Source organism: Sporichthyaceae bacterium, from assembly GCA_036269075.1.
Classification (GTDB): Bacteria; Actinomycetota; Actinomycetes; order Sporichthyales; family Sporichthyaceae; genus DASQPJ01.
The window spans coordinates 46,913-73,325 of the sequence record DATASX010000012.1 but is presented as its reverse complement, the minus strand read 5'-3'; the positions used below and the strand labels follow the sequence as shown (position 1 = coordinate 73,325).

Annotated in this window: 21 protein-coding genes and 1 tRNA gene; 9 read left to right on the top strand and 13 right to left on the bottom strand. The window is 71.9% G+C overall.

Annotated elements, in window-relative coordinates:
* Nucleotides 1–1,344 precede the first annotated feature (1,344 nt).
* From VHU88_02270 to VHU88_02250, 5 genes are all read right to left on the bottom strand, one after another.
* Nucleotides 1,345–1,418: transfer RNA gene (locus VHU88_02270), tRNA-Met, on the bottom strand.
* A 73-nt stretch (nt 1,419–1,491) separates the two neighbouring features.
* Nucleotides 1,492–4,467 (bottom strand): UPF0182 family protein, encoded by a 2,976-nt coding sequence (locus VHU88_02265; protein ID HEX3610490.1) that lies wholly within the window; start codon nt 4,465–4,467, stop codon nt 1,492–1,494.
* A gap of 141 nt (nt 4,468–4,608) precedes the next feature.
* Nucleotides 4,609–5,688: a S16 family serine protease gene (locus VHU88_02260; GenBank protein HEX3610489.1), complete on the bottom strand. Its 1,080-nt coding sequence runs from the start codon at nt 5,686–5,688 to the stop codon at nt 4,609–4,611.
* A 29-nt stretch (nt 5,689–5,717) separates the two neighbouring features.
* Entirely contained in the window at nt 5,718–6,146 is a 429-nt protein-coding gene (locus VHU88_02255; GenBank protein HEX3610488.1) for a molybdenum cofactor biosynthesis protein MoaE, read from the bottom strand.
* Nucleotides 6,147–6,194: 48 nt separating this feature from the next.
* A complete protein-coding gene (locus tag VHU88_02250) occupies nt 6,195–7,241 on the bottom strand; it encodes an NAD-dependent epimerase/dehydratase family protein (protein HEX3610487.1) in 1,047 nt (348 codons plus the stop codon).
* A gap of 223 nt (nt 7,242–7,464) precedes the next feature.
* On the opposite strand from VHU88_02250, the gene VHU88_02245 reads away from it, so the two are divergent.
* Genes VHU88_02245 through VHU88_02235 form a run of 3 tightly spaced genes read left to right on the top strand, consistent with a single transcriptional unit; the run spans nt 7,465 to nt 9,961 of the window.
* Nucleotides 7,465–8,745 carry a zinc-dependent metalloprotease gene (locus tag VHU88_02245; protein HEX3610486.1) on the top strand — a complete coding sequence of 427 codons (1,281 nt, stop codon included), beginning with the start codon at nt 7,465–7,467 and terminating at the stop codon, nt 8,743–8,745.
* Nucleotides 8,742–9,293 (top strand): NUDIX domain-containing protein, encoded by a 552-nt coding sequence (locus VHU88_02240; protein ID HEX3610485.1) that lies wholly within the window; start codon nt 8,742–8,744, stop codon nt 9,291–9,293. The genes VHU88_02245 and VHU88_02240 overlap by 4 nt, the downstream gene beginning before the upstream one ends.
* The gene (locus VHU88_02235; protein HEX3610484.1) at nt 9,293–9,961 is read left to right on the top strand and encodes a hypothetical protein; all 669 of its coding nucleotides are present in this window, start codon (nt 9,293–9,295) and stop codon (nt 9,959–9,961) included. Before VHU88_02240 ends, VHU88_02235 begins: the two co-directional genes overlap by 1 nt.
* Before the next feature lie 12 nt (nt 9,962–9,973).
* Here VHU88_02235 and VHU88_02230 read toward each other — a convergent pair whose 3' ends face one another.
* Nucleotides 9,974–10,525 (bottom strand): M48 family metallopeptidase, encoded by a 552-nt coding sequence (locus VHU88_02230; protein ID HEX3610483.1) that lies wholly within the window; start codon nt 10,523–10,525, stop codon nt 9,974–9,976.
* 79 nt (nt 10,526–10,604) lie between these two features.
* On the bottom strand, nt 10,605–11,408 hold the full coding sequence (locus VHU88_02225; GenBank protein ID HEX3610482.1) for an enoyl-CoA hydratase-related protein: 804 nt from the start codon (nt 11,406–11,408) through the stop codon (nt 10,605–10,607).
* A 203-nt stretch (nt 11,409–11,611) separates the two neighbouring features.
* On the opposite strand from VHU88_02225, the gene VHU88_02220 reads away from it, so the two are divergent.
* The 3 genes from VHU88_02220 (at nt 11,612) to VHU88_02210 (ending at nt 14,375) form a co-directional block, all read left to right on the top strand.
* Nucleotides 11,612–11,770 carry a DUF5679 domain-containing protein gene (locus VHU88_02220; GenBank protein HEX3610481.1) on the top strand — a complete coding sequence of 53 codons (159 nt, stop codon included), beginning with the start codon at nt 11,612–11,614 and terminating at the stop codon, nt 11,768–11,770.
* A 192-nt stretch (nt 11,771–11,962) separates the two neighbouring features.
* The gene (locus VHU88_02215; protein ID HEX3610480.1) at nt 11,963–12,964 is read left to right on the top strand and encodes a ThiF family adenylyltransferase; all 1,002 of its coding nucleotides are present in this window, start codon (nt 11,963–11,965) and stop codon (nt 12,962–12,964) included.
* Nucleotides 12,965–13,022: 58 nt separating this feature from the next.
* Nucleotides 13,023–14,375, top strand: coding sequence for an AarF/ABC1/UbiB kinase family protein (locus VHU88_02210; protein HEX3610479.1), 1,353 nt, complete (start codon nt 13,023–13,025; stop codon nt 14,373–14,375).
* Nucleotides 14,376–14,447: 72 nt separating this feature from the next.
* Here VHU88_02210 and VHU88_02205 read toward each other — a convergent pair whose 3' ends face one another.
* The 3 genes from VHU88_02205 to VHU88_02195 form a co-directional block, all read right to left on the bottom strand.
* Entirely contained in the window at nt 14,448–14,726 is a 279-nt protein-coding gene (locus VHU88_02205) for a WhiB family transcriptional regulator (GenBank protein HEX3610478.1), read from the bottom strand.
* A gap of 125 nt (nt 14,727–14,851) precedes the next feature.
* The gene (locus VHU88_02200) at nt 14,852–15,073 is read right to left on the bottom strand and encodes a hypothetical protein (protein ID HEX3610477.1); all 222 of its coding nucleotides are present in this window, start codon (nt 15,071–15,073) and stop codon (nt 14,852–14,854) included.
* A 113-nt stretch (nt 15,074–15,186) separates the two neighbouring features.
* Nucleotides 15,187–17,286: an ATP-dependent DNA helicase UvrD2 gene (locus VHU88_02195; GenBank protein ID HEX3610476.1), complete on the bottom strand. Its 2,100-nt coding sequence runs from the start codon at nt 17,284–17,286 to the stop codon at nt 15,187–15,189.
* A gap of 126 nt (nt 17,287–17,412) precedes the next feature.
* On the opposite strand from VHU88_02195, the gene VHU88_02190 reads away from it, so the two are divergent.
* The 3 genes from VHU88_02190 to VHU88_02180 all read left to right on the top strand — a co-directional run bounded on the left by VHU88_02190 (nt 17,413) and on the right by VHU88_02180 (nt 18,859).
* Nucleotides 17,413–17,667: a glutaredoxin domain-containing protein gene (locus VHU88_02190; GenBank protein ID HEX3610475.1), complete on the top strand. Its 255-nt coding sequence runs from the start codon at nt 17,413–17,415 to the stop codon at nt 17,665–17,667.
* Nucleotides 17,668–17,808: 141 nt separating this feature from the next.
* Nucleotides 17,809–18,453 (top strand): hypothetical protein, encoded by a 645-nt coding sequence (locus VHU88_02185; GenBank protein ID HEX3610474.1) that lies wholly within the window; start codon nt 17,809–17,811, stop codon nt 18,451–18,453.
* Nucleotides 18,431–18,859, top strand: a complete 429-nt coding sequence (locus VHU88_02180; protein HEX3610473.1) for a hypothetical protein — start codon at nt 18,431–18,433, stop codon at nt 18,857–18,859. Before VHU88_02185 ends, VHU88_02180 begins: the two co-directional genes overlap by 23 nt.
* Nucleotides 18,860–18,871: 12 nt before the next feature.
* On the opposite strand, the gene nudC is transcribed toward VHU88_02180, so the two are convergent.
* From nudC to VHU88_02165, 3 genes are read right to left on the bottom strand one after another with little or no spacing between them, the layout of a single operon-like run.
* The gene (nudC, locus tag VHU88_02175; GenBank protein HEX3610472.1) at nt 18,872–19,816 is read right to left on the bottom strand and encodes an NAD(+) diphosphatase; all 945 of its coding nucleotides are present in this window, start codon (nt 19,814–19,816) and stop codon (nt 18,872–18,874) included.
* A gap of 10 nt (nt 19,817–19,826) precedes the next feature.
* A complete protein-coding gene (locus tag VHU88_02170; GenBank protein HEX3610471.1) occupies nt 19,827–23,054 on the bottom strand; it encodes an ATP-dependent DNA helicase in 3,228 nt (1,075 codons plus the stop codon).
* On the bottom strand, nt 23,051–26,239 hold the full coding sequence (locus VHU88_02165; GenBank protein ID HEX3610470.1) for an ATP-dependent DNA helicase: 3,189 nt from the start codon (nt 26,237–26,239) through the stop codon (nt 23,051–23,053). The genes VHU88_02170 and VHU88_02165 overlap by 4 nt, the downstream gene beginning before the upstream one ends.
* Nucleotides 26,240–26,413 lie beyond the last annotated feature (174 nt).

Sequence of the window (26,413 nt, the reverse complement as noted above, 5' to 3'; positions counted from 1 at the left end):
TCGACCAGTCCGGGGTACCTGCCTCGCCGCCGGCCAGGAACTTGCGCTCGATCTCCGTCACGTTCTGCATACCGAAACACCTGCCCGAGACGTCAAGGACTCACACCGAGCCGATCCCACGTCGGGTCAGGACCCCGACCGATCGCGATGGCTCGGCGAACCGGAACGTCGGCAGGTCCGGTCTAGGTCACGACCCGGAGCACCTCCTCGATCGAGGTCAACCCACTACGGACCTTGCGCCAACCGTCCTCACGCAGTCCGGTCATTCCGTCCTCGACCGCCGCCCGGGCGTGTCAACGACGGCCAGCAGCGTCCCAATGGACCGACCTTAGCGGGACGATGCTGACGGCGAGTCAGTTTTGGCGGTGTCGCTGGATGATCACGCGGTGTCCGCTCCTCCGCCTGCGGCCGAAGATGACTCCGTCGGCGGGGCCTGCGTTCGCGGTGGCCGGTTGCATACGAGGGGGTTGCGCCGAATACCTCGGCGCGTATCCACAGCCGGCCCTCGACCGTGTCGGGTAGCGCCAACCGCTGATCAGTCGAGTTCTGGCTCGATCGGCGCCACCGGGTCCAGGTCGGCCCCAACTCGGCCGCCTCCCGCTCGTCAATATCGAAGAGGTCCTGCAAGCCCTCCTCGTCACCGTCTCTGCCTCCGTGTCATGCAGCGCTGCCACCGGATCACCGTCCGCGCCAGCTCCGTCATCCTTGGTCCGCACGGCGAAGGCCAATTCGGCAATCGTCCGGCGGCGCAGCGGCTCAAGGCGGCTGTCGGGCTCCGATTGATCGGTAACACGCGGGCTTCAGATAACCGGTGACACCGTCTGTCCGCCCCGACTTTCACCGAGGTATGCGATCCCTCCCGGCGGGCCACCAACGCGGCGTTCAACGGCGTACAAACAGCGCGGGATGTTGAACGGCCTGTTGTACACCCGCCGCCCGGCTGCGCCAGCCTCGCGCGGCCGGGCAGTCGCCGCACGGCCCGATCTCCCACCCGTCCCGGCATCGACCGACCTCCCGAGCCCCACGACGGTTCCGGCACTGCTGCCCCGACGCGAAGGGTGGCCGCTCACCGATCCGCCAACCGTGCCGCTTCTTGGTGACCGGGTCGTAGCCCGCGAACACCTGTACCCGCAGGGCACCGCTGGGCAGTTCCTCGACCACCCCACGGGCCCGGCGCGGGCCGCCATGGTGCAAGGTGTCAACCATCTACCGGAGTCGCATCACGGCGTGTCGCGAAATGTCGGCCCGGTGTGTCGGCTCGGTGCGGGCGCGGCGGTTCCGGCACGTGTCTGGCATGAAAATGGTCAGGGCCCCTCGAGAGGGGCCCTGACCTGCTCTTCTTTGTAGCGGGGACAGGATTTGAACCTGTGACCTCTGGGTTATGAGCCCAGCGAGCTACCGAGCTGCTCCACCCCGCGTCGGTGATTGAAGCTTACAGCAGGGTGGGCAGCGCTAGCCAATCGGGTTACCGGCGCCCGTCGGCTGCTCGGGTCATGGTGGCGAGGTGGCCTTCGGGGTCGGGGCCGTGGTGGCCGCGGCCGGGGCCTTCGCCGGGCTCTTCTCCGCGTCGGCGGCCTTCTGCAGGTCGGCGGCGATGCGGTCCTGGTCCTTGCCGTAGGCGGCGAAGTCGCCCTTGGCCAGGGCGGCCTTGCCGTCGGCCTGCGCGGCCTGGGCGTCGGCGATCGCGGCGGCGACGGCGGTCGCCCCCTTGGGCCCTGACGACCCGTCAGACGGCGCCGAGGTCGCATTGCTCGGCGGCTGCGCCGGGTTCGGTGCGGCACCGGTGCCGGCCGCGCCGCTGAACAGCTTGTTCAGGGCGGTGTTGAGGTCGTCGCCGATCGCCACGTTGTTGCCGAACGAGGCGATCACCTGGCGCAGCAGCGGATAGCTGGTGCCGGTTGTCGGCTGGACGTACATCGGCTCCACGTAGAGCAGACCGCCGCCGATCGGCAGCGTCAGCAGGTTCCCGTACCGGACCTTGTTGCCGCGGTACTGCAACAGGGTGCTGCTGACTACCGAGTCGCTGGTGATGTTGCTCTGCACCAACCGGGGGCCGGGCACGTTGGTGCTCGGCGGCAGCCCGAGCACGCGGATGGTCCCGTAGTCCGGCCCGGGCTCGGCATCGACAGCCATCAGCGCCGCCAACTGCCCCCGGCCCAGCGGCTCGAACGTCGTGGTCAACGAGAACGTCGAGGTCTGCTGTTCGGGCATCTTCAACGTCAGGTAGTAGGGCGGCTGCGGGTCGGACTCGGCGCTGCCTGCCAGTCCGGTGACGTCAGCGCCGGTGGGGTCCAGCGGCACCTGCCAGAAGTCGGCCTTGGTGTAGAAGGCCTGCGGGTCGGTCACGTGGTAGCGGGCCAGCAACTCGCGTTGAACTTTGAAGAAGTCCTCGGGGTAGCGGAGGTGCACCAGCAGGTCGGCCGGGATCGTGCTCCGGTCCTTGACGGTGCCCGGGAAGGCCTTCTTCCAAGTCGTGAGGACCGGGTCGGACTCGTCCCATCCGTAGAGCTTCACCTCACCGGTGTAGGCGTCGACGGTCGCCTTGACCGAGTTGCGGATGTAGTTGACCTCGTCACGCGGTGCGATCACGCGCCCGGTCGCGGCGGTGACCGCTGTCTGGGTCGCATGGCCGAGCGTGGTGCGGCTGGCGTACGGATAGTTCGCGCTGGTCGTGTAGCCGTCGACGATCCACTGGATCCGGCCGTCGACCGCCGCCGGATACGGGTCGGAGTCAAGGGTCAACCACGGCGCGACCCGGGCGACCCGGGACCGCGGGTTGCGGATGTAGAGCACCTTGGAGGCCGAGTTGATCTCCGAGGACAGCAGGATCTTCTGCTCGCGGAACTTGACCGCGTAGAGCAGTCGGCGCCACAGCGAGCCGACGCCGACCCCCGGCCCCTGGTAGGTGTTGAGGTTCTGGCCGGCGGCCTGCTCGGTGTCGAACTCGCGGGGCGCGGAACCGGCCTTGGCCCCGACGATCGAGTAGTCCGGGGACTCCTCACCGAAGTAGACGCGGGGTTCGTATGCGCCCAGCTGCCCGGTCGGCGGGATGTCCTTCGACACGTAGCTGGGCGAGCCGTCGACATCCACGGTGTTCCCGCGGGCCGCGACCAGACCGAATCCGTGGGTGTACAGGAAGTGGTCGTTGATCCAGTTGCGCTGCTCGGCCGGGACCGATGCGAGGTTCAGTTCCCGGGCCGCCACCACGACGTCCTGGCTGCGACCGTCGATGGGGTAACGGTCGATCCGCAGAATCTCGGGGAAGCTGTAGAAGCGGCGGATCTGCTGCTCCGCCTCGAACGTCGGCGAGACGATGTTCGGGTCCAGCACCCGGATGCTCGCCGTGGTGTTCGCGTCGGCGCGCAGTTGGCCGGGCACCACCGAGGTCTTGGCGTCGTAGGGATCGACCTTGGCGTTGGTCAGGCTGTACGCGGCGCGGGTGGCGTTGATGTTGCGTTGGATGTACGGGGCCTCGCGGGTGGACTCGGAGGGCTTCACCTGGAACTGCTGCACGATCGCCGGGTACGCCGTGCCGATCAGCAGCGCCGAGAGCACCAGCAGACCGAAGCCGATCCCAGGCAGCAGCCAGGTGCGCCGCCAGACGTTCGCGAAGAACAGCAACGCGCAGATCGCGGCGATCGCGCAGAGGATCTCCTTGGCCGGCAGCAGCGCGTTGACGTCCTTGTAGCGCAGCCCGGTCCAACCGCTGACGTTGTCGAACCCGCCGCCGTTGACCGCCAACCCGTAGCGGTCCAGCCAGTACGCGACGGCCTTCAGCGCGACGAACAGGCCGAGCAGGACGGACAGGTGCGCCTGGGCGGCGGAGGTCGCCTTGTCCCCCGGGGTCTGCAGGCGCAGGCCGCCGTAGAGGTAATGGGTCATCACGGTGGCGAGCAGGCTGACCAGCACCACGGCGAACGCGAAGCCGAGCAGGAAGCGCCACCACGGGTAGCTGAACATGTAGAACGAGACGTCCTTGTGGAACTCGGGGTCCGTCACCCCGAACGACGTCTTGTTCCGCCAGAGCAGCCAGTTGCGCCACTCCCCCGACGCCGACGTGCCGGACAGGATCCCCAGCAGCACACCGGAGACGATCATGATCGGCACCTTGTACGGATCGACGCCGACCCGATACCGGTCGAGGTTCTGCTGCTCCTGCGACATCCCACGCAACGTCGGGCGCAACCGGTAGGCGATCACCACGTTGAGGGCGACCACTACCGACATCGTGATGCCGAAGATCAGGAACAGCACGCTCCGGGTCGTCAGCCGGGTCGTGAACACCTCGGAGTACTGGACCGCCCGATACCACCACAGGTCGGTGACGAAGTCGGCCATCACGAAGAACAACGCGAACAGGACGAACAGCACCACCAGCACCGGCACCAGCGCGCGAGGCCGACGACGAGGCGTCGTCGGTCGGAACGGGCGGCGACCCGGCGGCGGTGGCGGAACCTCGAAACTCATGTCGCCGACACCCCGAGGCCCACACGTGCGGGACCGGTCGAAGGGTGCGGGCCGGAGGTCACAGCAGCCAAACCTATCTAGTCGCGTGCCACGTGCCGATGATCACCCGTTCAAACCTGCACCTAGCCGGCACTTGCCGGGTCAGCAGTGCGGGACCGTGCCCTGCCCGGTGCGGATGGCCAGCAGCGCCGACAGCGCAGTCGAGAGCTTGTCGACCTTCACCAACTCGATGCCCTTCGGCGGGTCCTGCGCGGCCTCGCGGCAGTTGTCGGCAGGGACCAGGAACACGGTCGCGCCGGCCCGTTTGGCGCCGAGGATCTTCATCTGGATGCCGCCGATCTTGCCGACCGTGCCGTCGTCGGTGATCGTGCCGGTGCCGGCGATGGTCTTGCCGCCGGTGATGCCGCCCTGGGACAGCCGCTCGATGATCCCGAGCGCGAACATCATCCCGGCGCTGGGGCCGCCGACGTTGTCGAGCTCGATCTTCACCTGGAACGGGAACGTGTAGTCGCGGTCCGGGCTGATGCCGATGTAGGGCAGCTTCGCGTCGCTGGGGTTCTTGGCCGTGGTCAGCGTGACGGTGAGCTCGTGCTCGTTGCCCGTCGAGTCCTTGCGCTTGACCAGGAACGTCACCTGCTCGCCGGGCTTGTGGGCGCGGACGTCGTCGACGACGTCCTGCGGGGTGTTCACGGTCTTGCCGTCGATCTTCTCGATCTCGTCGGCGACCTGGAGCTTGCCGTAGGCGGGGGTGCCGGAGGTGAGCGCGGAGACCACGACGTGGGAGATGACGCCCTTGACGTTGAGCGCCAGCAGCGCCGCCGCGGTGGCGTGCTTCTGGGAGAGCTCCATCTCCTGGGTGTTCTCGGCGTCGATCTGCGCGGCGGATTTGGTGGTGTCGTAGACGGTCTCCTTAGGGACCACCGCGACCCCGGAGGAGAACCAGCCGGACAGCGCCTCGAGCAGCGTCATCCGGTGGTCCGGGTTGGTTATCGAGACCGTTGTCATGTCCAGGTGCCCGCTGGTCGGGTACGTGGTCGTGCCGTTGATCGTGATCAGCTGCTTGCCGCTGGACTCGCCGAGGGTGTCGGTGGCCGGGCCGGGAGACAGTCGGGCGTAGGGCACCGGAAGGACCAGCAGCAGCACCGCGAGCACGGCCAGCAGAACGCTCGCGACACTCAACGAGACGGTTCGCGGCGAGCGCCAGTTCACCCGCTTCAGCACGGGCTGACCTTATGTCACCCCGACGCTGATCAGGGTGTCCCCACCCATTCGGTGCTGCCGTCGAGGAACAACTGGTGCTTCCAGATCGGCACCTCGGCCTTGATGCGGTCGATCAGCGCGCGGCAGGCGACGAACGCCTCCCCGCGGTGCCCGCAGGAGACCGCGACGACGACCGCCAGATCGCCGATGCTCAAGTCGCCGACCCGATGCACGGCGGCCAGCGCGATCACGTCGTGCTCGGCGGCGACCTCCTCCGCGACCTCGCGCATCTTCGCCACGGCGCTGGGGTGGGCGCTGTAGCTGAGGTCCTTCACGTCCCGGCCGCCGTCCTTGTCGCGCACGGTGCCGACGAACAACGTCGACCCGCCGGCGGTCGGGTCGTCGACCGCGGCCAGCACCTCGGCCGGCGACAACGCGACGTCGCGGATCTCGATCAGTCGGATAGGCCCAGCGTCCATGGGGACATTGTGGCTGCTCGGCGTCCGCACCGCCGGCGGGCGGGCGACTCAGCCGCGACGGCGGCGGCGGGCCTGACGGAGCAGGGCGGCCGTGCCGACCATCGCGACCGCCGCGCCCGCCGCCGACAACGGGGTCTCCCGCAGGCCGCGGCGACCGCCGGCAGCCTCGGCCGCGGCGAGCAGTTCGGTGAGCGCGGCGGCGTTGTCGTGGGTCGGGCGCCATCCGGCGGTCAGCAGTCGGGTGCTCGGCACCACCCACGGATAGGCGACGTAGCGCAGCTCGCCGGCCGGCGCCGGTGAGACGCCGAGCCGGTGCAGGCGTTCGGCGGTTCCGAACGCCAACGCGGCGGGCAGCACCAGCCGGCGCAGGCCCGCGATCGACTCGACGGTCTCCTGGGCCAGCCAACCCTCGCAGCCGACCGTGACAGCACCCTCGACGCGTCCGGCAACCGCGTAGCCGACCGCCGAGAGCAGGTCGTCGACGTGGCAGAACTGCCAGGCCGGGGTCGAGCCCTGGACCTGCAGCAGCAACGGCGCGGAGAAATGCCGCACGAAGACGGTGTCGGCACCGCGACCGACCAACATCGCCGGCCGCAGCACGGTCAACCCCTGCGCACGTTGCCCCGCGACCAGGCGTTCGATGTCGAGCAGGTCCCCGGCGATGCCTCGCTCCTCGGCGAGCAACGGCGCGTCCTCGGCCAGCGGCAGGTCGTTGGCCGGGTCCGCGCCGTACACCATCGCGCTGCTGACCAGCACGAGCCGGGGAACCGCGGTCGCCGCGCGCAGGATCCGAGCGGTTTCCTCCGGGGTGAGCCGCCGCGTCCCGGTCTCCAGGCTCGCGGCGACCAGGACCACCACGTCGACGTCGCGCAGCCGTTGCCCGGCTCGGGGCATGTGGGCGTCCAGCACGCGGACCGAGACCGTTCCGGCCGACTCGGTCAGGTGCGCGGCGATCGCGTCACGCAGTGGACCGGGGGTCCCGGTGACCGCGACCCGGACGTCGCGCGGCCCCGCCGTCTCGCGGGCTGACCGCCACCTGGCCGGGGCCGCGGGCGACGGACCGGGCGGTCGCTCCGAGCGCCGCGAGTCCGCCATCGGTGCTGCGCTCCCTCCCCGACGGTCTCTGACGTCCCCGCCTGCCACCGTCTAAGTTGGACAGCATGAACAAGCCTGCAGGGGAGCCGAGCCACGTTGCGTCGGGGCGGGCCCTGAACACGGCCAGTGTGCCTGATCTGGACCGATTCGCCCTGAAATGTGACCTGATCGGTCTTCGCGTTGCCGCGCCCCTCGGATTGCCGTTGACCGGCGGTGACGGCCGATGAGTGGGACACCGTTCGGATTCGGGGCGCCTTCGGGCGACGACCCGGACCGGCCTCGGATGGATTTCACCGGCTCGGAGAACCCGTTCGCCGCGATGTTCGGCAGCGACCCGGCGGCGATCCAGGCGGCGTTCACCCAACTCGGCCAGATGATGTCGTGGACCGGCGGCCCGGTGAACTGGGATCTGGCCAAGGACATCGCCCGCCGGACCTCCGCGCAGGCGCCCGACCCGTCGGTGACCGACGCCGCCAGGCGTGAGGTCGTCGAAGCGGTCCGACTTGCCGAGCTGTGGCTGGACACGGCCACGGTCCTGCCGCCCACCGCGGGCGACGCGGCGGTCTGGAGCCGGGCGGAGTGGATCGAGGCGACCCTGCCGGTCTGGCAGACCCTGATCGAGCCGGTCGCCGGGCGAGTGGTCGCCGCGATGGGCGAGGTCCTGCCGGGCGAGGTCGCGGCGCCGGCCAACCCGCTGCTCGGGGTCATGCGTCAGATGGGCGGGGCAATGTTCGGCGCCCAGGTCGGCCAGGGGCTGGGAACGCTGGCCGCCGAGGTCTTCGGCGCCACCGACATCGGCCTGCCGCTGGGTCCGGCCGGTCGGCCGGCGCTGGTGCCGGTCAACGTCGCGGCGTTCAGCGCCGGGCTGGAGGCCGACGCCGGCGAGATCCGGCTGTACCTGGCGCTGCGGGAGGCCGCGCACCAGCGGCTGTTCACCGGTGTGGGTTGGTTGCGTGGGCACGTCGTCTCGGCGGTGGAGGCCTACGCCAAGGGCATCACGATCGACATGTCGCGGCTGGAGGGTCTCGTCGGCGGGCTCGACGTCAACGACCCGGAGGCGATCTCCCACGCGCTGTCCGACGGCATGTTCGCCCCGCAGGACACCCCGCAGCAGCAGCTCGCGCTGGCGCGGCTGGAGACGATCCTGGCCCTGATCGAGGGTTGGGTCGACGTGGTCACCGCGGCCGCGGCCGAGGGCCGGCTGACCAACGCCGCGGCGATGCGCGAGACCCTGCGCCGGCGGCGGGCCGCGGGCGGGCCGGCCGAGCAGACGTTCGGCAACCTGGTCGGCCTGGAACTGCGACCGCGGCGCCTGCGCGAGTGCGCCGAGCTGTGGCGGCTGCTCGGCGAGGCGAAAGGCACCGACGGACGCGACGCGACGTGGTCGCACCCGGACCTGCTGCCCTCCGCCTCCGACCTCGACGACCCGGCCGCGTTCGTGTCCGGCTCGGACGGGCTCGACTTCGGTCAGCTGCTCGACGAGCCGGAGAACCCGCCGGAGTGAGCCTGCACGCCGACGCGGTAACGGTTCTGAAGGCCTTTCAGCCCGATTCACCGCAACAGTTGCAACTACGCACGGACTATCTGGCACACCTTGCGTCCCACCCGGACGGGATGAGCCGCGAGTGCGTCCCGGCGCATGTGACCGCCAGTGCGGCCGTGCTCGACGCGACCGGCGAGCGGGTGCTGCTGGTGCTGCACCGCAAGGTCGGGATGTGGCTGCAGCCGGGCGGGCACTGCGAGCCGGGCGACGCGACTCTGGCCGGGGCCGCGCTGCGCGAGGCCACCGAGGAGACCGGGGTGGCCCACCTGCGGGTGCTCGGCGGCCCGGTGCATCTGGACCGACACCGTGCCCCGTGCGGCGCGGAGCATCATCTGGACGTGATGTTCGCGATCCTGGCCCCGGAGGGGTCGGCCCCGGCGGTCAGCGCCGAGTCGGCCGACGTGCGCTGGTGCCCCGTCGGGGAGCTGCCGGAGCCGACCGACGAAGCCGTGCGCAGGCTCGTGAAGGCAGCGCGAGCGCGGCTCCGCACGGACGCGAACAGCCGGTGATGCGTCGGCTGGGATTCGGCCCGATCCCGACCGACCAGCCGATCGAGGCCGAGTCGCGCCTGGTGGTCCGGCAGCCCTCGGCGATCGGCGTCGGCCTCTTCCTCGACCTGATCGCGCTGGGCCTGGCGTTCGGTTCGCTCTACGACCCGGGCAAGACCGTCGGCAGCGGCAACGGGTTCATCGACCGGTGGTTCTTCGGCATCATCGTGGTTCCGGCGCTGTGGGGGGCGCAGCGTTTCCTGCTGCGCCCGCGGATTCTCCTCGACGACACCGGAGTGCGGTTCGAGAACCCGATGCACACCATCGAGGCGAGCTGGGCGGCCATCCAGGGCGCCGGCTACGACACCGCGTTGCGGCTGTCGCTGGCCGACGGCGACTCGGTCGGCGCGACGGTGTTCGGGCAGGCGCTGTCCAGCCCACTGACCCGCCGCGACCGCGTCGACGAGCTGGCCAGGATCATCAACCAGGAGTCCTCCCGCCGGTCCGGACGCACCTACGACCCGGAGGCGGCGTACTCGGCGGAGTCGCTGGTCGGTTCGGTCCAGTCCTCGGCCCCGAAGCCGGACGGCCCGGGTGCCACGCACCGTCCGGCGTACGGGCTGGTGAGCCTGGCGGTGTACGCGGCGGCGTGGACGTTGTCGTGCGTGCTGGCGGCGATCGCCAGCTGACGGGCGGTCGGGTCAGTCCGCGTCGGTCAGGTCGAGTCCCGCCGCGTGGGCGACGCCGTCGAGGTAGCCGCGAGCGCGTTCCAGCTTCGGGTAGCCGACCAGCAGCGCCCAGAAGTCCGGGCCGTGGCCGGGGACGATCAGGTGCGCGAGTTCGTGGAGCAGCACGTAGTCGACGACGTATTCGGGCATCCCCCGCAGCCGGGTGGACAGGCGGATGGTTCCGTCGAGTGGCGTGCACGACCCCCAGCGGTGGACCTGGTTCTCGGCCCACCGGACCGACGCCGGCGCCGGCCTGCCGTCGAGGTAGCGGTCGGCGAGCTTCCCGGCGCGGGCCAGCAAGGCGTCGTCGCTGGGGCGGCGGCGGCCCTCCTGCGCCGTCAGCCGGGCCAGCATCACCTCGACCCAGCGGCGCTCCTCGGCCCGGCTCATCCGGGCCGGGATCAGCACGACCGTGCGACCGCCCTCGCGATAGGCGGTGACTGTGCTTCGACGGCGCGCGCTGCGGCGCACCTCGACCGGAGTCGGGTCGATCGCCTGCTCGACAGGCCCGGAATCGCCACCCACGGTGCCGACCGTAGCGGCACGTTCCAGCGCGCGCCGGACAACGTCCACGGACGCGCCGTCCGGGCGACGCGAGCCGGGTTCAGCGCCCCAGGAATCGGGCCGGACGGCGCTCCTTGGCCGCGGCCAGACCCTCGCGCAAATCCTCGGTGGCCATCGAGATCGGCTGGGCCATGGCCTCCCACTGCAGGGCCGCCGCGGAACTGGCGTGGCCGCCGTCGACCAGCGCGACCTTGGTCAGCCGAGTCGGGATCGGTGCGCAGGCCGCGATGTCGCCGGCGATCCCGGCCACCTCGCCAAGCAACTGTTCGCGCGGGAACGACCGGTTGACCAAGCCCTCCGCGGCGGCGGTCGCGCCGGTGACGACGCGCCCGGTCAGCAGCATCTCCCGGGCCAGTCGGATCCCGCCGGACTGCGGCAGCAGCCAGGTGGCGGCCATCCCGGAATGCAACCCGAGCTTGGTGAACGGAGCCGTGAGCTTGGCCTCGTCGGCTACGTAGCAGAGGTCGGTGGCCAGGGCCAGGCACAGTCCGGCGCCGACGGCGGCGCCGTTGACCGCGCTGATCGTGGGCACCTCAAGGTCCCGGATCGACAGCCACGACCGGTAGAAGGCCAGCATTCGGGTGCGCAGGGCGTCGACGGAGTTGTCCGGCATCGTCGCCAACCACTCGTGGTCGCCGCCGGAGCAGAACGCGTCGCCGGCCCCGGTCACCACCACGGCCCGCACGGTCCGGTCGGTCCGCAACGCCGTCATCGCAGCCGTCCAGGCGGAGGTCATCCGGTCCGACATGGCGTTGCGGCGGGTCGGATTGTCCAGCAGCAGGGTCACCACGCCGGCGTCGTCACGGCTGATCGACAGGTGCTCGGACAACTGCATCTGGGTCATCGCGGCAGGGTACCGGCGTGTCCGCGCTTGCCGCCTGCGCGCCTTAATCGCCCGGCTCGCGCCACGAATGGCGCGTCACCGTGACATCGGTTCAATCGCACGCTCGCTCACGCCGCCCCGCCGCGCCGAGCCACCGGTCGCGAGAGTAGGTCGGGAACGACACTAAGGTGGCCCGAAGATCGCACAGACCGGAGGAAATCGCGATGGCCGAGAGCTACACGGGCAATGCCTACTGCGTGAAGTGCAAGGAGAAGCGCGACTTCACCGGCGAGGTGAAGGTCAGCGAGTCCGGCCGCCGGATGGCGCAGGGCACCTGCCCGGTCTGCGGCACAAAGCTGAACCGGATTCTCGGCAAGGCTTAGCTGGGCCCTGTCCTGAGGCAGGGCCCTGGTCCCCAGACCGACTTTTTCCACAGTTCGGGCCGATTCCCGGCGCGTGTGACGGGCCGGCGGCCACTCTGAGCCGGCGCCCGCACTGCGTTGGCGTTCTGGTTCGGGGGTGGGATGTCGGTCGATGAGTGCGTGCGCCGAGCGGATGCTCCGATCCGCCGGCCGATGGTCAAGTCGGGCCTGACCCGGTTGCGCCGGCCCGACGGTGCGGTCCAGTTCGGCGTCGACCCGGAACGGTCGGTGCTGCTCACCGGCCTCGACGCACCCACTCGTCGCTGGATGGACGGCCTCGACGGCGTCTCGGACGTCGCCGGCCTGCGCGCCGGGGCCGCCGAGGCAGGTGTCGGCGCGGGCGCCGTCACCGAACTGCTCGACCTGCTCGCCGGAAACGGCCTGCTCGAGGACGCGGGTGCGGACTGCGCGGGCTGGTCCGACCTGCCCCGGGTCACCCGCGATCGGCTGATGCCTGACCTGGTCTCCCTCACCCTGCTCGATCCCTGCCCGGACGGCGGCCGCCGAACCATGTCTCGACGCCTGGCGGCCCACGTCGAGGTCCGTGGCGGCGGTCGGGTCGGGTCGGCGGTGGCCGGGTTGCTCGAGGCTGCCGGGGTCGGCACGGTCCGCCTGGTCGACCCTGGTGCCGTCCGCCCGACCGATCTCGGTCCCGCCGGGCATCGCGCCGAGCGCCTCGGCCGGCCGCGGGGCGCGGCGAAGTCGGCACCGGGCGAGGTTGACCTGGTGGTGCTGGCCTCCGACGACGGCCTGCCGCCGAGCGGCGACCTGCCGGAGGGCCCGCACCTGGTCGTCGGGGTCTGCGAGACCGGCGGCGTGGTCGGTCCGTTGGTGGTCCAGGGGCGCAGCGCCTGCCTGCGCTGCCTGGACCTGAGCCGGACCGACCGGGATCCGGCGTGGCCGGTGGTCCAGGCGCAACTGCGCGCGGGCCGGTCCGTCTTGCCGATCCCGGCCTGCGACGTCGTGCTGGCGACCGTCCTGGCCGGCACCGGGGCGCTCCATGCGCTGAGCTTTTTGGACTCCGGGACGGCCCCGAGCCTCGACGGCACGGTGCACGTGCGGCTGCCGGACGGGTTGGCACGGCGCCGGTCCTGGGCGAGGCACCCGAACTGCGGCTGCGGCTGGGCCGACGCCCTCGGATCCGGGGGCGGGTGATCCCGGCCCGGTGGGGTACGGCCGAACCGCCGAACGGGGGCGAGGGGACAATGCAGCAATGAGCTCCGAGCAGGACGGGCCGGCGCAGATTCCGCTGCGGGCGTTGACACGTGGCGCCAAACTGGCGGCCCTGCCCCTGGGGATGGCTGGGCGAGCCACTCTCGGGCTGGGCAAGCGGATCGGTGGGCGGCCTGCCGAGATCGTCGCCTCGGAGATCCAGCAGCGCACCGCCGAGCAGATCTTCAAGGTCCTCGGCGAGCTCAAGGGCGGGGCCATGAAGTTCGGCCAGGCCCTGTCGATCTTCGAGGCCGCACTGCCGGAGGCGCTGGTCACGCCGTACCGGGCAACGCTGGTGAAGCTCCAGGACGCAGCCCCACCGTTGCCCCCGAAGGTCGTCCGTGAGGTCATGACCCGAGGGCTGGGCCCGGACTGGGAGTCGCTGTTCACCGAGTTCGACACCCGGGCCGTCGCCGCGGCCAGCGTGGGTCAGGTGCACCGCGCGACCTGGTCGGACGGGCGGGTGGTGGCCGTCAAGGTGCAGTATCCGGGGGCCGGCGCGGCGCTGCTCGGCGACCTCAACCAGTTGTCCCGGCTGGCCCGGCTGTTCGGTGTTCTGGTGCCCGGCCTGGACATCAAGCCGCTGATCACCGAGCTCAAGCAACGGGTGGCCGAGGAGCTCGACTACGAGCTGGAGGCGAACTCCCAGCGGGTGTTCGCCGAGGCCTTCGCCGGCGACCCGGACATCTGCGTGCCGCCGGTCGTGCACCAGGCCGGCGAGGTCATCGTCACCGAGTGGATCGACGGCACCCCGCTGTCGCGGATCATCACCGACGGCGATCAGGAGACACGCGACCGGGCCGGCCTCCTGTACCACCGCTTCCTGCTGAACGGCCCGGCCCGGGCCGGGATGCTGCACGCCGACCCGCACCCTGGCAACTTCCGGATGCTGCCCGACGGCCGGCTCGGCGTCCTCGACTTCGGCGCGGTCGCGCACCTGCCGGGCGGGCTGCCGCCGGCGGTCCGGAAGTTCCTGTCGGCGGCGCTGCACGGCGACAACGAGGCCGTGGTCGAGGGTCTGCGCGACGAGGGCTTCATCAAGCGGTCGATCGGCATCGACCCGGACAAGCTGGTCTCCTACCTGCTGCCGTTCCTGGAGCCGATCACCGTCCCGGACTTCAAGTTCTCCCGGTCCTGGCTGCGCTCCCAGGCGGGGCGGATCAGCGACCCGCGTTCGGCGCACTACTACACCGGCCTGCAGCTGAACCTGCCGCCGGCCTACCTGCTCATCCACCGGGTCTGGCTGGGCGCGATCGGCGTGCTCTGCCAGCTCGAGGCCGGTGGACCGTGGCGCGACGAGCTGGCCGAATGGCTGCCCGGGGACGAGGACATCCCCTTGCCCAGAGCGGACTGAAATTCGAAGTGGCCCGGACCTGTTGGTCCGGGCCACTTCGCTTCGGCACACGCAGTGAGCTCCAGCCGTGACTCAGGCGGCGAGCTCCTCCTTGCGCGGCCGTCCCCGCGACCGCTTGCGCGGCGCGACGACCCCGCTGACGAACAACTCCCCGCCCCAGACGCCCCACGGCTCGGCGCGGTCCAGGGCCCCGGCCAGGCAGTCCTGGCGGATCGGGCAGTTGTTGCACAGCGACTTCGCGTACTCCACGTCCTCCGGCGACTCGGCGAAGAACAGTTCCGCGTCGAACGCCCGGCAGGGCAGCAGCGAAGCGACTGCCTCGGCGATCGATCCGAGCGATGTCGAGTTCATCTTGCGAGGTCACCCCCCTCTTGAAGTGGTCGGTACTTCTCCGGCAGTTGATATGCAGGTGGGAAACAGAAAGGCCGCGGATCCCGGTTTCGGGTTCCGCGGCCTGTGTGGCGCCGGTCTGTGGCTCAGACCGGCGGGCCACCGCCAGGGATGCCCGAGGGGACGAAATCGGCTTCGCGCTTGGTCGACGGAGCCGGCACATGTGCCGGGGTCATGCCGGCAGTTGCGGCGGTACGCCAGGCGGCCGGCCGGAGGGACTGCTCGCGCACATACGTCGGCAAGGCGGCGGCGATCCCACCGGTCGTGCCGGACGTACCCGCTACCTGGCACATCAGATTGCTGATCACCGTGGAATCACCTCCAGCCGAAGTTCGAAGGACGCACCGCTCGCGCGCCGTGACACGAGGCTACGTGGGGTGCCGGCGAGCGGCAACCGAATATTCGCCGTCGGTCAGTCGGATCAGTCGGTCAGTCGGCCGGGTTCGCGGCCGGCGCAGATGGCCAGCACGTCGGCGCCGTAGCGGTCGAGCTTGGCCCGCCCGACGCCGGGAATCCGGGTCAACTCGTTGTCGGTCTGCGGCCGGGCCTCGGCGATCGCCAGCAGGGTGGCGTCGGTGAACACGCAGAACGCGGGCAGTTTGGCCGCCCGGGAGGTCTCCAGGCGCCAGGTCCGCAGCCGGTCGAGCAGTTCTTCGTCGACGGCTACCGGGCAGTCGGCGCACCGGCCCAACTTGCGCCAGCGGGCGTCGGTCAGCGCCTTGCCGCAGGCCCGGCAGGTGGCTGCGGCCCGCCCGGTCGACTTCGCCGACCGGCGGGGCGGTGTCGGGGCGGCGGCCCGGACCGGGACGAGGTCGGCCAGGAATCGCGACCGCTGGCGCGAGGACCGGCCGCCGGGTGAGCGGGCCAGCGCCCAGGACAGCTCCAGCCGCTGCCGGGCCCGGGTCGCGCCGACGTGCAGCAGTCGGCGTTCCTCGGCGACCGCGGCATCGTTGACCGCGTAGCTGATCGGAACCATGCCCTCGACCAGGCCGACGATGAACACCACGTCCCACTCCAGGCCCTTCGCGGAGTGCAGCGAGGCCAGGGTGACGCACTCCAGCGTCGGGGCCTGCGAGTCGGCGGCTCGGCTGTCCAACTCGGCCACGAGCGCCGCGAGGTCGGCGCTCGGGTCGAGCTCGACCATCTCCTCGGCGATGCGCAGCAACGCCGCCAGCGACTCGGCCCGCTCCCCGACCGCGCCGGCACCGGAGGCCGAACCGGCCACCAACCCGGCGTCTGCCAGCAACGTCCGGACCGCGTCGACCAGGCCGTCCGGTTCCTCGGCGGAGTCGGTTCCGATCGCTCGGGACCGGGCCGCGCCGCGCAGGCGGACGATCGCGGCTTTGACCTCGGGGCGTTGGAAGAACTTCTCCCCGCCACGCAGCGCGAACGCGATACCGCGGTCGCTCAAAGCCTGCTCGTAGGCCACCGACTGGCTGTTGGTGCGGAACAGCACGGCGATCTGTGCCGCGTTGACACCCTCGGCCATGACGGCGGCGATCCGGGCCGCGACCGCCTCGGCCTCGGCGGGCTCGTCGGAGTGCTCGGTGAGGCTCGGCGCGGGCCCGTCGCCGCCGACTGCCCGCAGCGCCACCGCCTCGGCGCCGGGCCCGAGGACCGCATTGGCCACCCGGACGATCTGCGGCGTCGACCGGTAGTTGCGCACCAGGCGGACGAGTTCCGTGCCCGGGTGCCGGCGTGGGAAGCCGAGCAGGAACTCGGCGCTGGCGCCGGCGAACGAGTAGATCGTCTGGCTCGGGTCGCCGACGACGCACAGCTCGTCGCGGCCACCGAGCCACAGTTCGAGCAGGCGTTGCTGCAGCGGGCTGACGTCCTGGTACTCATCGACCACGAAGTGGCGGTACTGGCGGCGGACCCGCTCGGCGACGTCGGAGTTCTCGGCGAGGACACCGACCGTGAGCAGGAGGATGTCCTCCATGTCGATGACACCCCGCCCGGCCTTGACGTCCTCGTAGTTGGCGTAGAGCTCGGCGAACCCGGCCGGGTCGAGGTTCGCCGGCGGGGTGCGCCCGACCTTCGCGGCCGCGGCGACATAGTCGGCTGGGGCGACCTGGCTGACCTTCGCCCACTCGACCTCGGCGGCCAGGTCGCGGACCTCGGCCGGGCCGGGCCGCACACCGTTCCGGACCGCCGCGGCAGCGACCAGGGGCGCTTTGCTCGCCTCGACCCGAGGCAGCTCGCCGCCGATCGCGGTGGGCCAGAAGAACTGGAGCTGGCGCAGCGCCGCGGAGTGGAACGTGCGGGCCTGGACCCCGCCGGCGCCGAGGGCCCGCAGCCGGGTGCGCAGCTCGCCGGCGGCCCGGGTGGTGAACGTGACCGCGAGCAGGTGCTGGGCCGGGAACGCACCGGTGACCACGCCGTGGGCGATCCGGTGGGTGATGGCCCGGGTCTTGCCCGTCCCGGCCCCGGCCAGCACGCAGACCGGTCCGCTCAAGGCCTCGGCCACAGCCCGCTGCTCGGGATCCAGGGCGTCGAGGATCTGCTGCGGGGACGGGATCACTGAGCCATCCTGACAAATGGGTACGACAACTCGGCGCCGGGCAGCCTCCCCGACTCCCCGGGATGGAACACTTCCCCGGCCGAACTGGTTGAAGTTGCGAACGGTTTCCCCAGGAAGGGTGCCTCAGTGACCCAGAGCGCGACCATCACCGTTTTCAGCACCTCGTGGTGCGGTCCGTGCCGCCGACTGAAGACCCTGATGCAGGCGGAGGAGATCCCGTTCACGGCCGTCGACATCGAGACCGACCCGGAGGCCGAGGAGTTCGTCAAACAGGTCAACCGTGGCAACGCCATCGTCCCGACCGTGCTCTTCCCGGACGGCACCACGCTGACCAACCCCACCCTGGCGCAGGTCCGCGCGCAGCTGGCGGCCGCGGGCTGATCGCTGCGCCCGTCGGCAGGCGGACGTCCGAATTCTCGACCTGATCCTGGAGCGCGGGTTTAACCTGCAGCGATAGGCCTCTCACTTGAATTTCTCGCACGCATCCGCCGCGGTTGGACCGCGCTGCTGACCGCGGGGTCGATGGCAGCGGTCGCCACGCTCTGCGTGCTGGACAGCGACAACGCCACGGGCGTCTCGAGCTGTCAGGCGCCCCCGGCGAGCAAGGGCGGCGACGAGGGCCCCAATTCCGCCACAGTCGCCGCAGCGCAGGCCGAGGCGGACCGCATGATCGCGCTGGTGCAGAGCCCGGCCGGTGCCCGCGCGGTTGCGACCGATCCATCGGGAGGCGGCCCGGTCTGGGAGTCGGCGGTCACCAAGCACAAGGTGCAGAGAGGCCGGTCCTGGAAGCTGCCGGGGACGTTCGAGCAAGCGCTGACATGGCTGGTCTCCTACGACCCTCCGATGCTTGCTCGAAACGGCCTCGAGATGGAGAACGCCTCGACCTCGTACGCCAGCGCAATCGGGCCCAAATTCGCGACTGCCGATCGGACCTACGGCGACGTGCACCGCGGCCACTGGTCGGACGCCTCGTTGAAGGTCGTGGTCAGCCGCGGCTCCGGGGACACCGCCTACCTGGACGCGGTCGGCCTGGCGTATCCGCTGGACGACCACATCCGCCGCGACATCACGCCGTGCCCGCGATTGCGATGCCGGTCGACCAGCCGTGCCCATGAACGGTCTCGCCGAATGGCGTCGGCCCGGCGTGGACAACCCGGGACAGCCTGATCTGGACCGGACGCTGGTGCCGGCAGGAACGCCGAGCGGCGGGCGGATCTGCTACTACGGCGAGGCCGTCAGCGCGTCGGCCCAGCGAGTGCTGGACGGGCCGACCGCGGCGTGGATGGCGCAGCAGGTCCGCTCGGTGCATCTGGACCACGACGACTACGACGGCCCGTACGGCGGCCTGGGAACCAGCGGCCCTGGCGCGGTGATCCTGGCGCTGTCCTATCCCGGTCGGCCGGACGTCGACGTGCAGGCGGAGAACCGGTCGGGTCTGCGGGACGCGGCCAACGGCCACATCGAGGCCGACGGGACCCCTTGGGGCGACAGCGGGTTGTTCTGCATGCTCACCCGCGCGCTGCCGAACCTGCCGCACGACCTGACAGACGGTTGTCCCACAACCGTCCACTGACCGCGGCGCGGCTCACCACTTGTTGTCCGGCGGCAGCGGACCGCCGAACCAGAGTTCGATCAACCACCGCGCGATCGAGATCGCGCCGGGCATGAGCGCTTCGCCTCGCTTGCCGGCGGTGATCAGTTCCTCGCGGGTGAACCAACGGGCCTCGGTGATCTCGGCGACGTCGACGCTGATGGTCGGATCGGTGGCGTGCGCCGTGAATCCGAGCATCAGCGAGGCCGGGAACGGCCACGGCTGGCTGCCCTCGTAACGGACGTCGGCGACGCGGACGCCGACCTCCTCGTGCACCTCCCGGATCACGGCCTGCTCGAGGGACTCACCCGATTCGACGAATCCGGCCAGCGTGGAGAACCTCCCCGGCGGCCAGGCCGGGTTGTGGCCGAGCAGGCAACGGTCGTCGTCGTCGATGACCAGCATGATCACGGCCGGGTCGTTGCGCGGGAAATGCTCGGTGCCGCACCCGGTGCAGACCCGGACGTGACCGGCCGCGGCGACGCTGGTCGGCGAACCGCATTTCGGGCAGAAGCCGTGTCGCGCGTGCCAGTTCGACAGGCCGACGGCGTGTGCGAACAGGCCACTGGCCGCGGCGGGCAGCGACGCGGACAACTCCCGGACGTTCGCCGAGCGCTCGTCGCCGCCCAACTCGAATGGGCCGTCGGCGGCGAAGAAGGGGGTGCCGTCCGGGCCCATGCCGAGGAAGTAGCGCGCCGCTCCCGGGTCGGTCTGCCCCGGGGGCAGGTAGGCGAGGTCGGAGCTGTCGGCGCGGAGTGCCACTGCGCCGTCGTGGACGCGCAGCATCAGGGCCCGCGGGTCGTTCCAGGCCTGCTCGAGGGCGGCCGGGTCGGACCGCAGGGTCGAGGCCCGGTCATGGGACCCGCCGGACAGCGGCATCGCCGGCAGCTTCGCGTCGATGCTCCGATCGGTGGCCCAAGCGGATCTCTGCACCGTCATACGGCCGACCCTATGTCGCGGCCGGTACCGGCCCACCGGACAACACCGCCGCCAGGCTCGCCGCATCCGGCAGTTCCGGTCGGGTCGTGCGCCCGGATCGCACGAAGTGGAACGCCGCGGTGACCGCCGCGGGGGCGACGCCGGCTATCTGCGCCCAGGCCAGCCGGTAGAGAGCGAGCTGGGTGGGGTCGGCCTCGGTCCGCAAGCCGGTCTTCCAGTCGACGATCTCGTATCCGGTCGCGGTGGCGTAGACGGCGTCGATCCGACCGCGCACGACCCGCCCGGCCAACGGCAACGCGAACGGCGCCTCCACTCGGATCGGCACCCGGTCGGCGAACTCGCTGCGCTCGAAGGCCTCCTGGAGCATGGCGAGTTCGGCGTCGCTGCACCACGCAGCGTCTGCCCCGCCGGGCAATTCGTCGTCGTCGACGAGCACCTGCTGGCCGAACCGCGAGACCAGCCACGAGTGGAAGCGCGATCCGCGCAGCGCGGCCGGGGCCGGCGGGCGCGGCATCGGTCTGGCCAGGTCGCGGGCCAGCGCGTCGGGCCGGGTGGTCAGCACCCCGAACTGAGACACCGTCAGAGTCGTCGGCAGCGTGACCTCACGACCCCGCGGCCGCCGGGCTTGCGCGGCCGCCAGCAGCAGGTCGAGGTCGTGGTCCCAGGCCGCCACGCGGCCGCGTTCGAGGTCGGTCAACCCGGCCAGGACGGGGCCGGAGCGCTCGTCCGGCCCGGCCCCGGCGAGGGCGGCGCGGACCATCTCGGCGGCGTCGCGGCGGACCCGGAACGCCTCGGCGTCGAGCGGTGCCGGCCAGACCTGGCCGCCGGCCTCGGCGAAGGCCGGGTTGGTCGCGCCCGGCGTCGGATCCGGTTCCCAGGGTCCGCCGGGGTCGCGGCCTGCTGCGGTGGTGAAGGCCCGCGCAGTGGCGAGGTACTCCGAGGGACCGCGGGGCCGTTGCTGAGTAGGACCCCACCAGTGGCCCGACATGACCAGCCGGTGCCGCGGTCGGGTGACCGCGACGTAGGCCAGCCGTAGCTCCTCGGCGGCGGCCTGTTCGCGGACGGCGGTGTCGAACACGCCCAGCCCCTTGGTGGACCACGCGAGCACCTCCGGCAGCGAGTCCCGGTCGCCGCGCAGTGGGAACGGCAGGCAGTGCCCGCCGGTCGTCCACCGCGACCGGCCGCGGGTGGACGGGAACACCCCGGCGCACAGGCTGGGCAGCACGACGACATTCCACTCCAGACCCTTGGCCTTGTGGGCAGTCATCAACTGCACGGCGGCACCGGCGACCGGCTCGGCCGAGTCGAGTCCGCGCTCGTGCTCGGCGGCGGCCTGCAGGTAGGCCAGGAACGCGCCGACCGAGCAGCCGCCGTCGAGGTCGGCGAAATCGGCGGCGACGTTGAGGAACGCCTCGACCGAGTGCCGCCGCCGTACCCGGCTCCCTGCCGCGCCGACGGCCAGTTCCACGTCCAACCCGGTCCGGGCCAGGATCAGGTGGAGCAGTTCGAGCAACGGGTCGCCGAGGTGGGCCCGCAGGCTGCGGAGTTCCGCGTCGAGGGCGGCGTAGCGGACCCGGGCCTGCTCCGAGTACGGCAGCTCGCCCGGGGCGGCCATCGCGTCGGCCAGCGCGGGCCGTTCCACCGGGTCGGGGATGCGGATCGTCGACCGGCGCGCGGCGGGATGGGCGGAATCGGCGGGATCGGCGGGATCGGCGACCAGTTGCTTGGCCCGGCGGCCGAGCAGCGCGAGGTCGCGCGGCCCGATGCGCCACCGGGGCCCGATCAGCAGTCGGATCAGCGCGGCGTCGGCGGTCGGTGAGTCCAGAACCTCGAGCGTGGCGATGATGTCGGCGATCTCGGGCAGGTGCACCAGGCCACCGAGCCCGACGACCTCGACCGGGATCTGACGCCGGATCAGCTCGGTGTGCAGCGGCCCGATGTCGCGGGTGGCGCGCACCAGCACGGCTATCTCGGCCGGTGGCGTGCCGTTGTCCAAGGCGTCGGCGACCTGGTCGCCGAGCCAGCTCAGCTCGTCGGCCCAGGTCGGCAGCAGTGCGGTCCGGATCTCGGCCGTGCTGTTCGGCAGCGCCGGGAGCAACGGCTCGACGCCGGCGTGCAGGGCCCGCAGCGGGGCCGCGAGTTCGTTGGCCAACGCCAGCACCGGGGCCGCGTTACGACGGTTCTGCCGCAGTGTCAGCCGTTCCGGGAGCTCACCGGCCCCGGCGGCCGGGTCGACGAAGTGTTCCGGGAACTCCTCCAGGTTGGCCACGCTGGCCCCGCGCCAGCCGTAGATGGCCTGGCACGGGTCGCCGACCGCGGTCACCGGGTGTCCGGCCCCGAACAGACCGACGAGCATCCGGCGTTGGGCGACCGAGGTGTCCTGGTACTCGTCGAGCACGACGACCCGGTGGCGGGCGCGTTCGGCCACACCGACGGGTGGACACTGCTCGGCCAGGCAGGCTGCCAGGGCCATCTGATCGCCGAAGTCGACGAGGTCGCCGGCTTTCTTGGCGGCCCGGTAGGCCTCGACCAGATCGGTGAACTCGGACCGCCGGCGGGCCGCGACCAGGGCCCTGCCGAGCGCCGAGGAGGCGCCCGCCGACTGCGGTTCGCGTTCCAGCCGCTCGATCAACTGCCGGTCGAACGACCGGAGTTCGGCCAGGTCGACGAGGTGTTCGGAGCACTCTGCCTCGAGCGCCAGCAGGTCCGGCGCCAGCAACTTGATCGACTTGGTCAGGGATCGGATCGGGCCGGGCGCGGACCGGATGACTCGGGCGGCCAACTGGTAGCGGGCAGCGTCGGTCAGCAGCCGCGCCCCCGGTTCGATCCCGAGCCGCAGGCCGTGCTCGCGGATCAGGTCGGCGGCGTAGGCGTGGTACGTGGAGATGCTGGGCTCGCCGGGATCCTCGTCGTGGGCGGCGACCACGGCCGGGTCCGGGACCAACCCGGCGCGACGCAGGGCAGTGCGCACGCGGTGGGCCAGTTCGGCCGCGGCCTTGTTGGTGAAGGTGAGCCCGAGGACCTCGTCCGGGCGGGCAGCCCCGGTGGCGACCAGCCAGACCACCCGCGCGGCGATGACCGTGGTCTTCCCGGATCCGGCGCCGGCCACCACGACCAGCGGGTCCGGTCCGGCTGTGATGGCCGCCAACTGCTCGTCGCTGTAAGGCACCCCGAGCAACCCGCACAGATCGGCCGGTTCGCGGACCGCGCTTGCCGCCGCGGGCCCAGCCAGCCTCATGCCAGTCCTCCACCGTGGGCGTGGGCGCTGCAGCAGCGCCGGAACTCGCACATGTCGCACTCGGCTGACGGCTCGGGGTCGAACCGCTCGGCCCGGACGCGCCGGGCGGCCGCCCCCAACTGCGCGGCGAACCGATCGGCGACCTCGGGGTCGGCGGCGGCCGCCTGGGTGTGGATCTTGGGCTTGCCGGTGCGGTCGGGTTGGCGCAGCATCACCAGCTCGGCACCACCTGACGGACCGTCAGCTCCGTCGAGGTCGGCCAACGCTCCGGCCTGCACCGCGAGTTGGTACGCGCCGAGCGCCGGGTTGTCGGCCACGTCGGCCTTCGACACGGCGGTGCGGCCGGTCTTGAGGTCGACCACCCGGACCGCGCCGCGGGCGTCGCGCTCGACGCGGTCGATGCGGCCGCCCAGCCGCACCGTGGTGTCGCCGGCCTCGAGCTCGACCCGGAACGGCACCTCGACCCCGAGCAGGCTGCGATCCGGGCGGGAACCGTGCCAGGTCAGGAACGCCTCGAGTGTGCCGGTGGCCTCCTCCTGCTGCTGCTCGGACTGCCAGTCGGCCTCGAAGGGCACCTGGTCCCACACGTCGCGCAGTTGGGCGGCCAACTGTTCGGCGGACACGGCGGAGCCTGCCTGCTCGGCCAGCGCGTGGAGCAGGCTGCCGACCGCCGTCGGGGCCGAGGGCGCCGATGCGGCGCCCACCTCCCGACCCAGGAACCACCGCAGCGGGCAACTGGTCAGCCCCTCGACGGCCGAGGGGCTCAGGTCGAGCGGCCGCTCCGCGGCACGGAGCGGCTGCGGGGCGAGGCTGGGTTCCAGGACGCCCCACCAGGCGTCCGGATGCGCGGCGGGCGCGAGCCTGCGACCGTCGGGGTCGCGCGCGGCCGCGAGACGCGCCAGGCGGGCCGCGGCGACCGACCGCAGTGAGTCACTGCACGAGGCGTCGGTGACCACCGACCGCAACTCGGCGGCCAGCGCAGCGGCGCTCAACGCCCGCCGCCCGGTCTGCAGATCCTCCACCGCGGCAACGCCCAACTCGTGCACGAACCGGGAGGGCCGGTCCTGTTCCGAGTCGCCCCCGGACACCGCCGTGACCAGCAACCGGGCCCGCGCCCGGGTCACGGCGACATAGAACAACCGGCGTTCCTCGGCCAGCGTCGCCGACACGCTCGGCGGCGGCGCGAGGCCGTCGGAGGTGATGCGGTCGCCGGACAGCAATGTCCCGCGCCGACGCAGGTCCGGCCAGCAGCCCTCCTGGACGCGGACGACGGCGACCAGCGGCCATTCCAGGCCCTTGGCCCGGTGCGCGGTCATCACCGCCACCGCATCGACGCCGCGGGCCGCCGAGCCGGGGCTCTCGAACGGGACCTCGCTTGCCGCCACGCAGGTCAGGAAGTGCCGCAGGTCCGGGCGCCCCGGGCTGCGCTGGGCTTGTTCGGCGAGTGTGAACAGGGCGCAGACCGCATCGAGGTCGCGGTCGGCGCGAGCCGCCGCCGGCCCACCGCCCAGCGCCGACCGCTCCAGCCGGTCGGGCCAGTCGGTGCCCGACCACAGGTGCCACAGGACGTCGTGCGGACCGGCGCCGCCGGCGTGCGCCTGCGCCGCGCCGGCCAGCAGCCGCGCCAGCCCCCGGACCGCAGCGGCCACCGGGTCGTCGAGGTCGAGCGAGTCCGGGTCGGCGAGGGCGTCGCGCAGCAGCTCGCTCGCCGAGGCCGCCGGCTTGCCGACGGACCGCGCCATCTGCCGGAGCCGGCGGCCCAGCGTGCGCAACTGGACCGGGTCGAGGCCGGCCAGCGGTGACAGCATCAAGGCGGCGGCCAGGTCCGGGGCGACCGCGGCCGGGTCGGCGACGACCTGAAGCCCCGTCAGAAGGGTTGCCACCGCGGGTTCGGCCCGCACCGGTACCTCGTCGAGTGCCAGGAACAGCGGGATCCCGGCCGCGCCGAGCACCCGTCGGACGGCCGGGATGTCGCGCACCCCGGAGCGCACCAGAACGGCCATCGCGCTCCACGGCGTGCCCTCCTCCAGATGGGCGCGGCGCAGCACGTCGGCGACGTGGCTCAGCTCAGCGGCCGCGCTGCCGAACAGGCGCACCTCGACCTCGGACTCCGGCCCGGGCGGCAGCACGCTGCGCAGCCCGCGGTGCCGCAGTGCCACCGCCGCGGACAGGCCGCTGACCGGCAACCGGCGGGCCACCTGCCGGCTGGCGGCCAGCAGGCCGGGGGTGGCGCGGCGGGATACCTCGAGGACGACGGTGGGCGCGGCGGTTCCGTCGAGAGCCCGGAAGCGGTCGCCGAACTCGAGGATCTCGCGGACCTCCGCGCCCCGGAACGCGTAGATGGACTGGTCCGGGTCGCCGAATGCGATGAGCTCGCGCCCGTCGCCGGCGATCTGCCGGAGCAGCCGGACCTGCGCGGGGTCGACGTCCTGGTACTCGTCGACCAGCACCACGTCGTAGCGCGCGCGGATCGCGGCGCGAGCGGCCGGCTCCTCGAGCAGGTACAGCGCACGCCGGATCAGCCCGGCGTGGTCGAGCATCCCGCGGGCGTCGATCACGTCGAGGTACGTGTCGGCGAAGTCGGCCAACGCCGACCAGCGGGCCGCGCCGGCCGGGTCGGCCTCGACCAACGCGCGCAACTCCACGTCGCGTTCGGCGATGCGGGCCAGCACCGCCTCGACCTCGTCGGCCAATCCGCGGGTTCCCAGCGCCGCGGCGATCTCCTCGGGCCAGTCGATGGCCGCCGGGGTGCGCGTACTGCCCCGCAGCAACTCGCGGACGGCAACGTCCTGCTCGGCACCGGAGAGCACCCGCAACGGCGGCAGGTCCTGCCCGCGCGCGGCGTTCAGCAACGCCAGACCGAAGGCGTGGAAGGTCCAGGCGGCCGGTTCGACAGTGGTGCGCGCCAGCCTGCGGCCGATGCGGTCGCGCAGCTCGCCGGCGGCCTTGCGACTGAACGTCAGGACCAGGATCCGACCCGGATCGACCCCGCGGGCGACCCGGGCGGCGACGGCCTCGACCAATGTCGTGGTCTTGCCGGTGCCCGGACCGGCCAGCACCAACAGCGGACCTCCGGAATGGTCGACCACGGCACGCTGCGCCGGGTCGAGCCGCGGCGGGTCGGCTACGGGCGCGGGCCCGCGCACCAGCCTGGCGCCGCCGTGCCTGACCTCCCGACGCGACATGCTGCTCCCCCGAGCGCTCGACGGACTCCCCCGACCGGCGGCCTGGCGCCGGATGAACTGCTTGGGAACATCCGATCAGGCACCACCGACAGTTTCATCGGCGGACTCACCTCACCTCGCGCGGAAGTGCACCGGCTTCGGTTCGGTTCGCCCGCTTCATCGGCGGACTCACGG

Excerpts from the sequence above, each read along its gene's own strand:
- VHU88_02265 (HEX3610490.1), bottom strand. The coding sequence starts at position 4,467 with ATGAGTTTCGAGGTTCCGCCACCGCCGCCGGGTCGCCGCCCGTTCCGA.
- VHU88_02255 (HEX3610488.1), bottom strand. The coding sequence starts at position 6,146 with ATGGACGCTGGGCCTATCCGACTGATCGAGATCCGCGACGTCGCGTTG.
- VHU88_02250 (HEX3610487.1), bottom strand. The coding sequence starts at position 7,241 with ATGGCGGACTCGCGGCGCTCGGAGCGACCGCCCGGTCCGTCGCCCGCG.
- VHU88_02245 (HEX3610486.1), top strand. The coding sequence starts at position 7,465 with ATGAGTGGGACACCGTTCGGATTCGGGGCGCCTTCGGGCGACGACCCG.
- VHU88_02235 (HEX3610484.1), top strand. The coding sequence starts at position 9,293 with ATGCGTCGGCTGGGATTCGGCCCGATCCCGACCGACCAGCCGATCGAG.
- VHU88_02225 (HEX3610482.1), bottom strand. The coding sequence starts at position 11,408 with ATGACCCAGATGCAGTTGTCCGAGCACCTGTCGATCAGCCGTGACGAC.
- VHU88_02220 (HEX3610481.1), top strand. The coding sequence starts at position 11,612 with ATGGCCGAGAGCTACACGGGCAATGCCTACTGCGTGAAGTGCAAGGAG.
- VHU88_02215 (HEX3610480.1), top strand. The coding sequence starts at position 11,963 with ATGGTCAAGTCGGGCCTGACCCGGTTGCGCCGGCCCGACGGTGCGGTC.
- VHU88_02210 (HEX3610479.1), top strand. The coding sequence starts at position 13,023 with ATGAGCTCCGAGCAGGACGGGCCGGCGCAGATTCCGCTGCGGGCGTTG.
- VHU88_02205 (HEX3610478.1), bottom strand. The coding sequence starts at position 14,726 with ATGAACTCGACATCGCTCGGATCGATCGCCGAGGCAGTCGCTTCGCTG.
- VHU88_02185 (HEX3610474.1), top strand. The coding sequence starts at position 17,809 with ATGGCAGCGGTCGCCACGCTCTGCGTGCTGGACAGCGACAACGCCACG.
- nudC (HEX3610472.1), bottom strand. The coding sequence starts at position 19,816 with ATGACGGTGCAGAGATCCGCTTGGGCCACCGATCGGAGCATCGACGCG.
- VHU88_02170 (HEX3610471.1), bottom strand. The coding sequence starts at position 23,054 with ATGAGGCTGGCTGGGCCCGCGGCGGCAAGCGCGGTCCGCGAACCGGCC.
- VHU88_02165 (HEX3610470.1), bottom strand. The coding sequence starts at position 26,239 with ATGTCGCGTCGGGAGGTCAGGCACGGCGGCGCCAGGCTGGTGCGCGGG.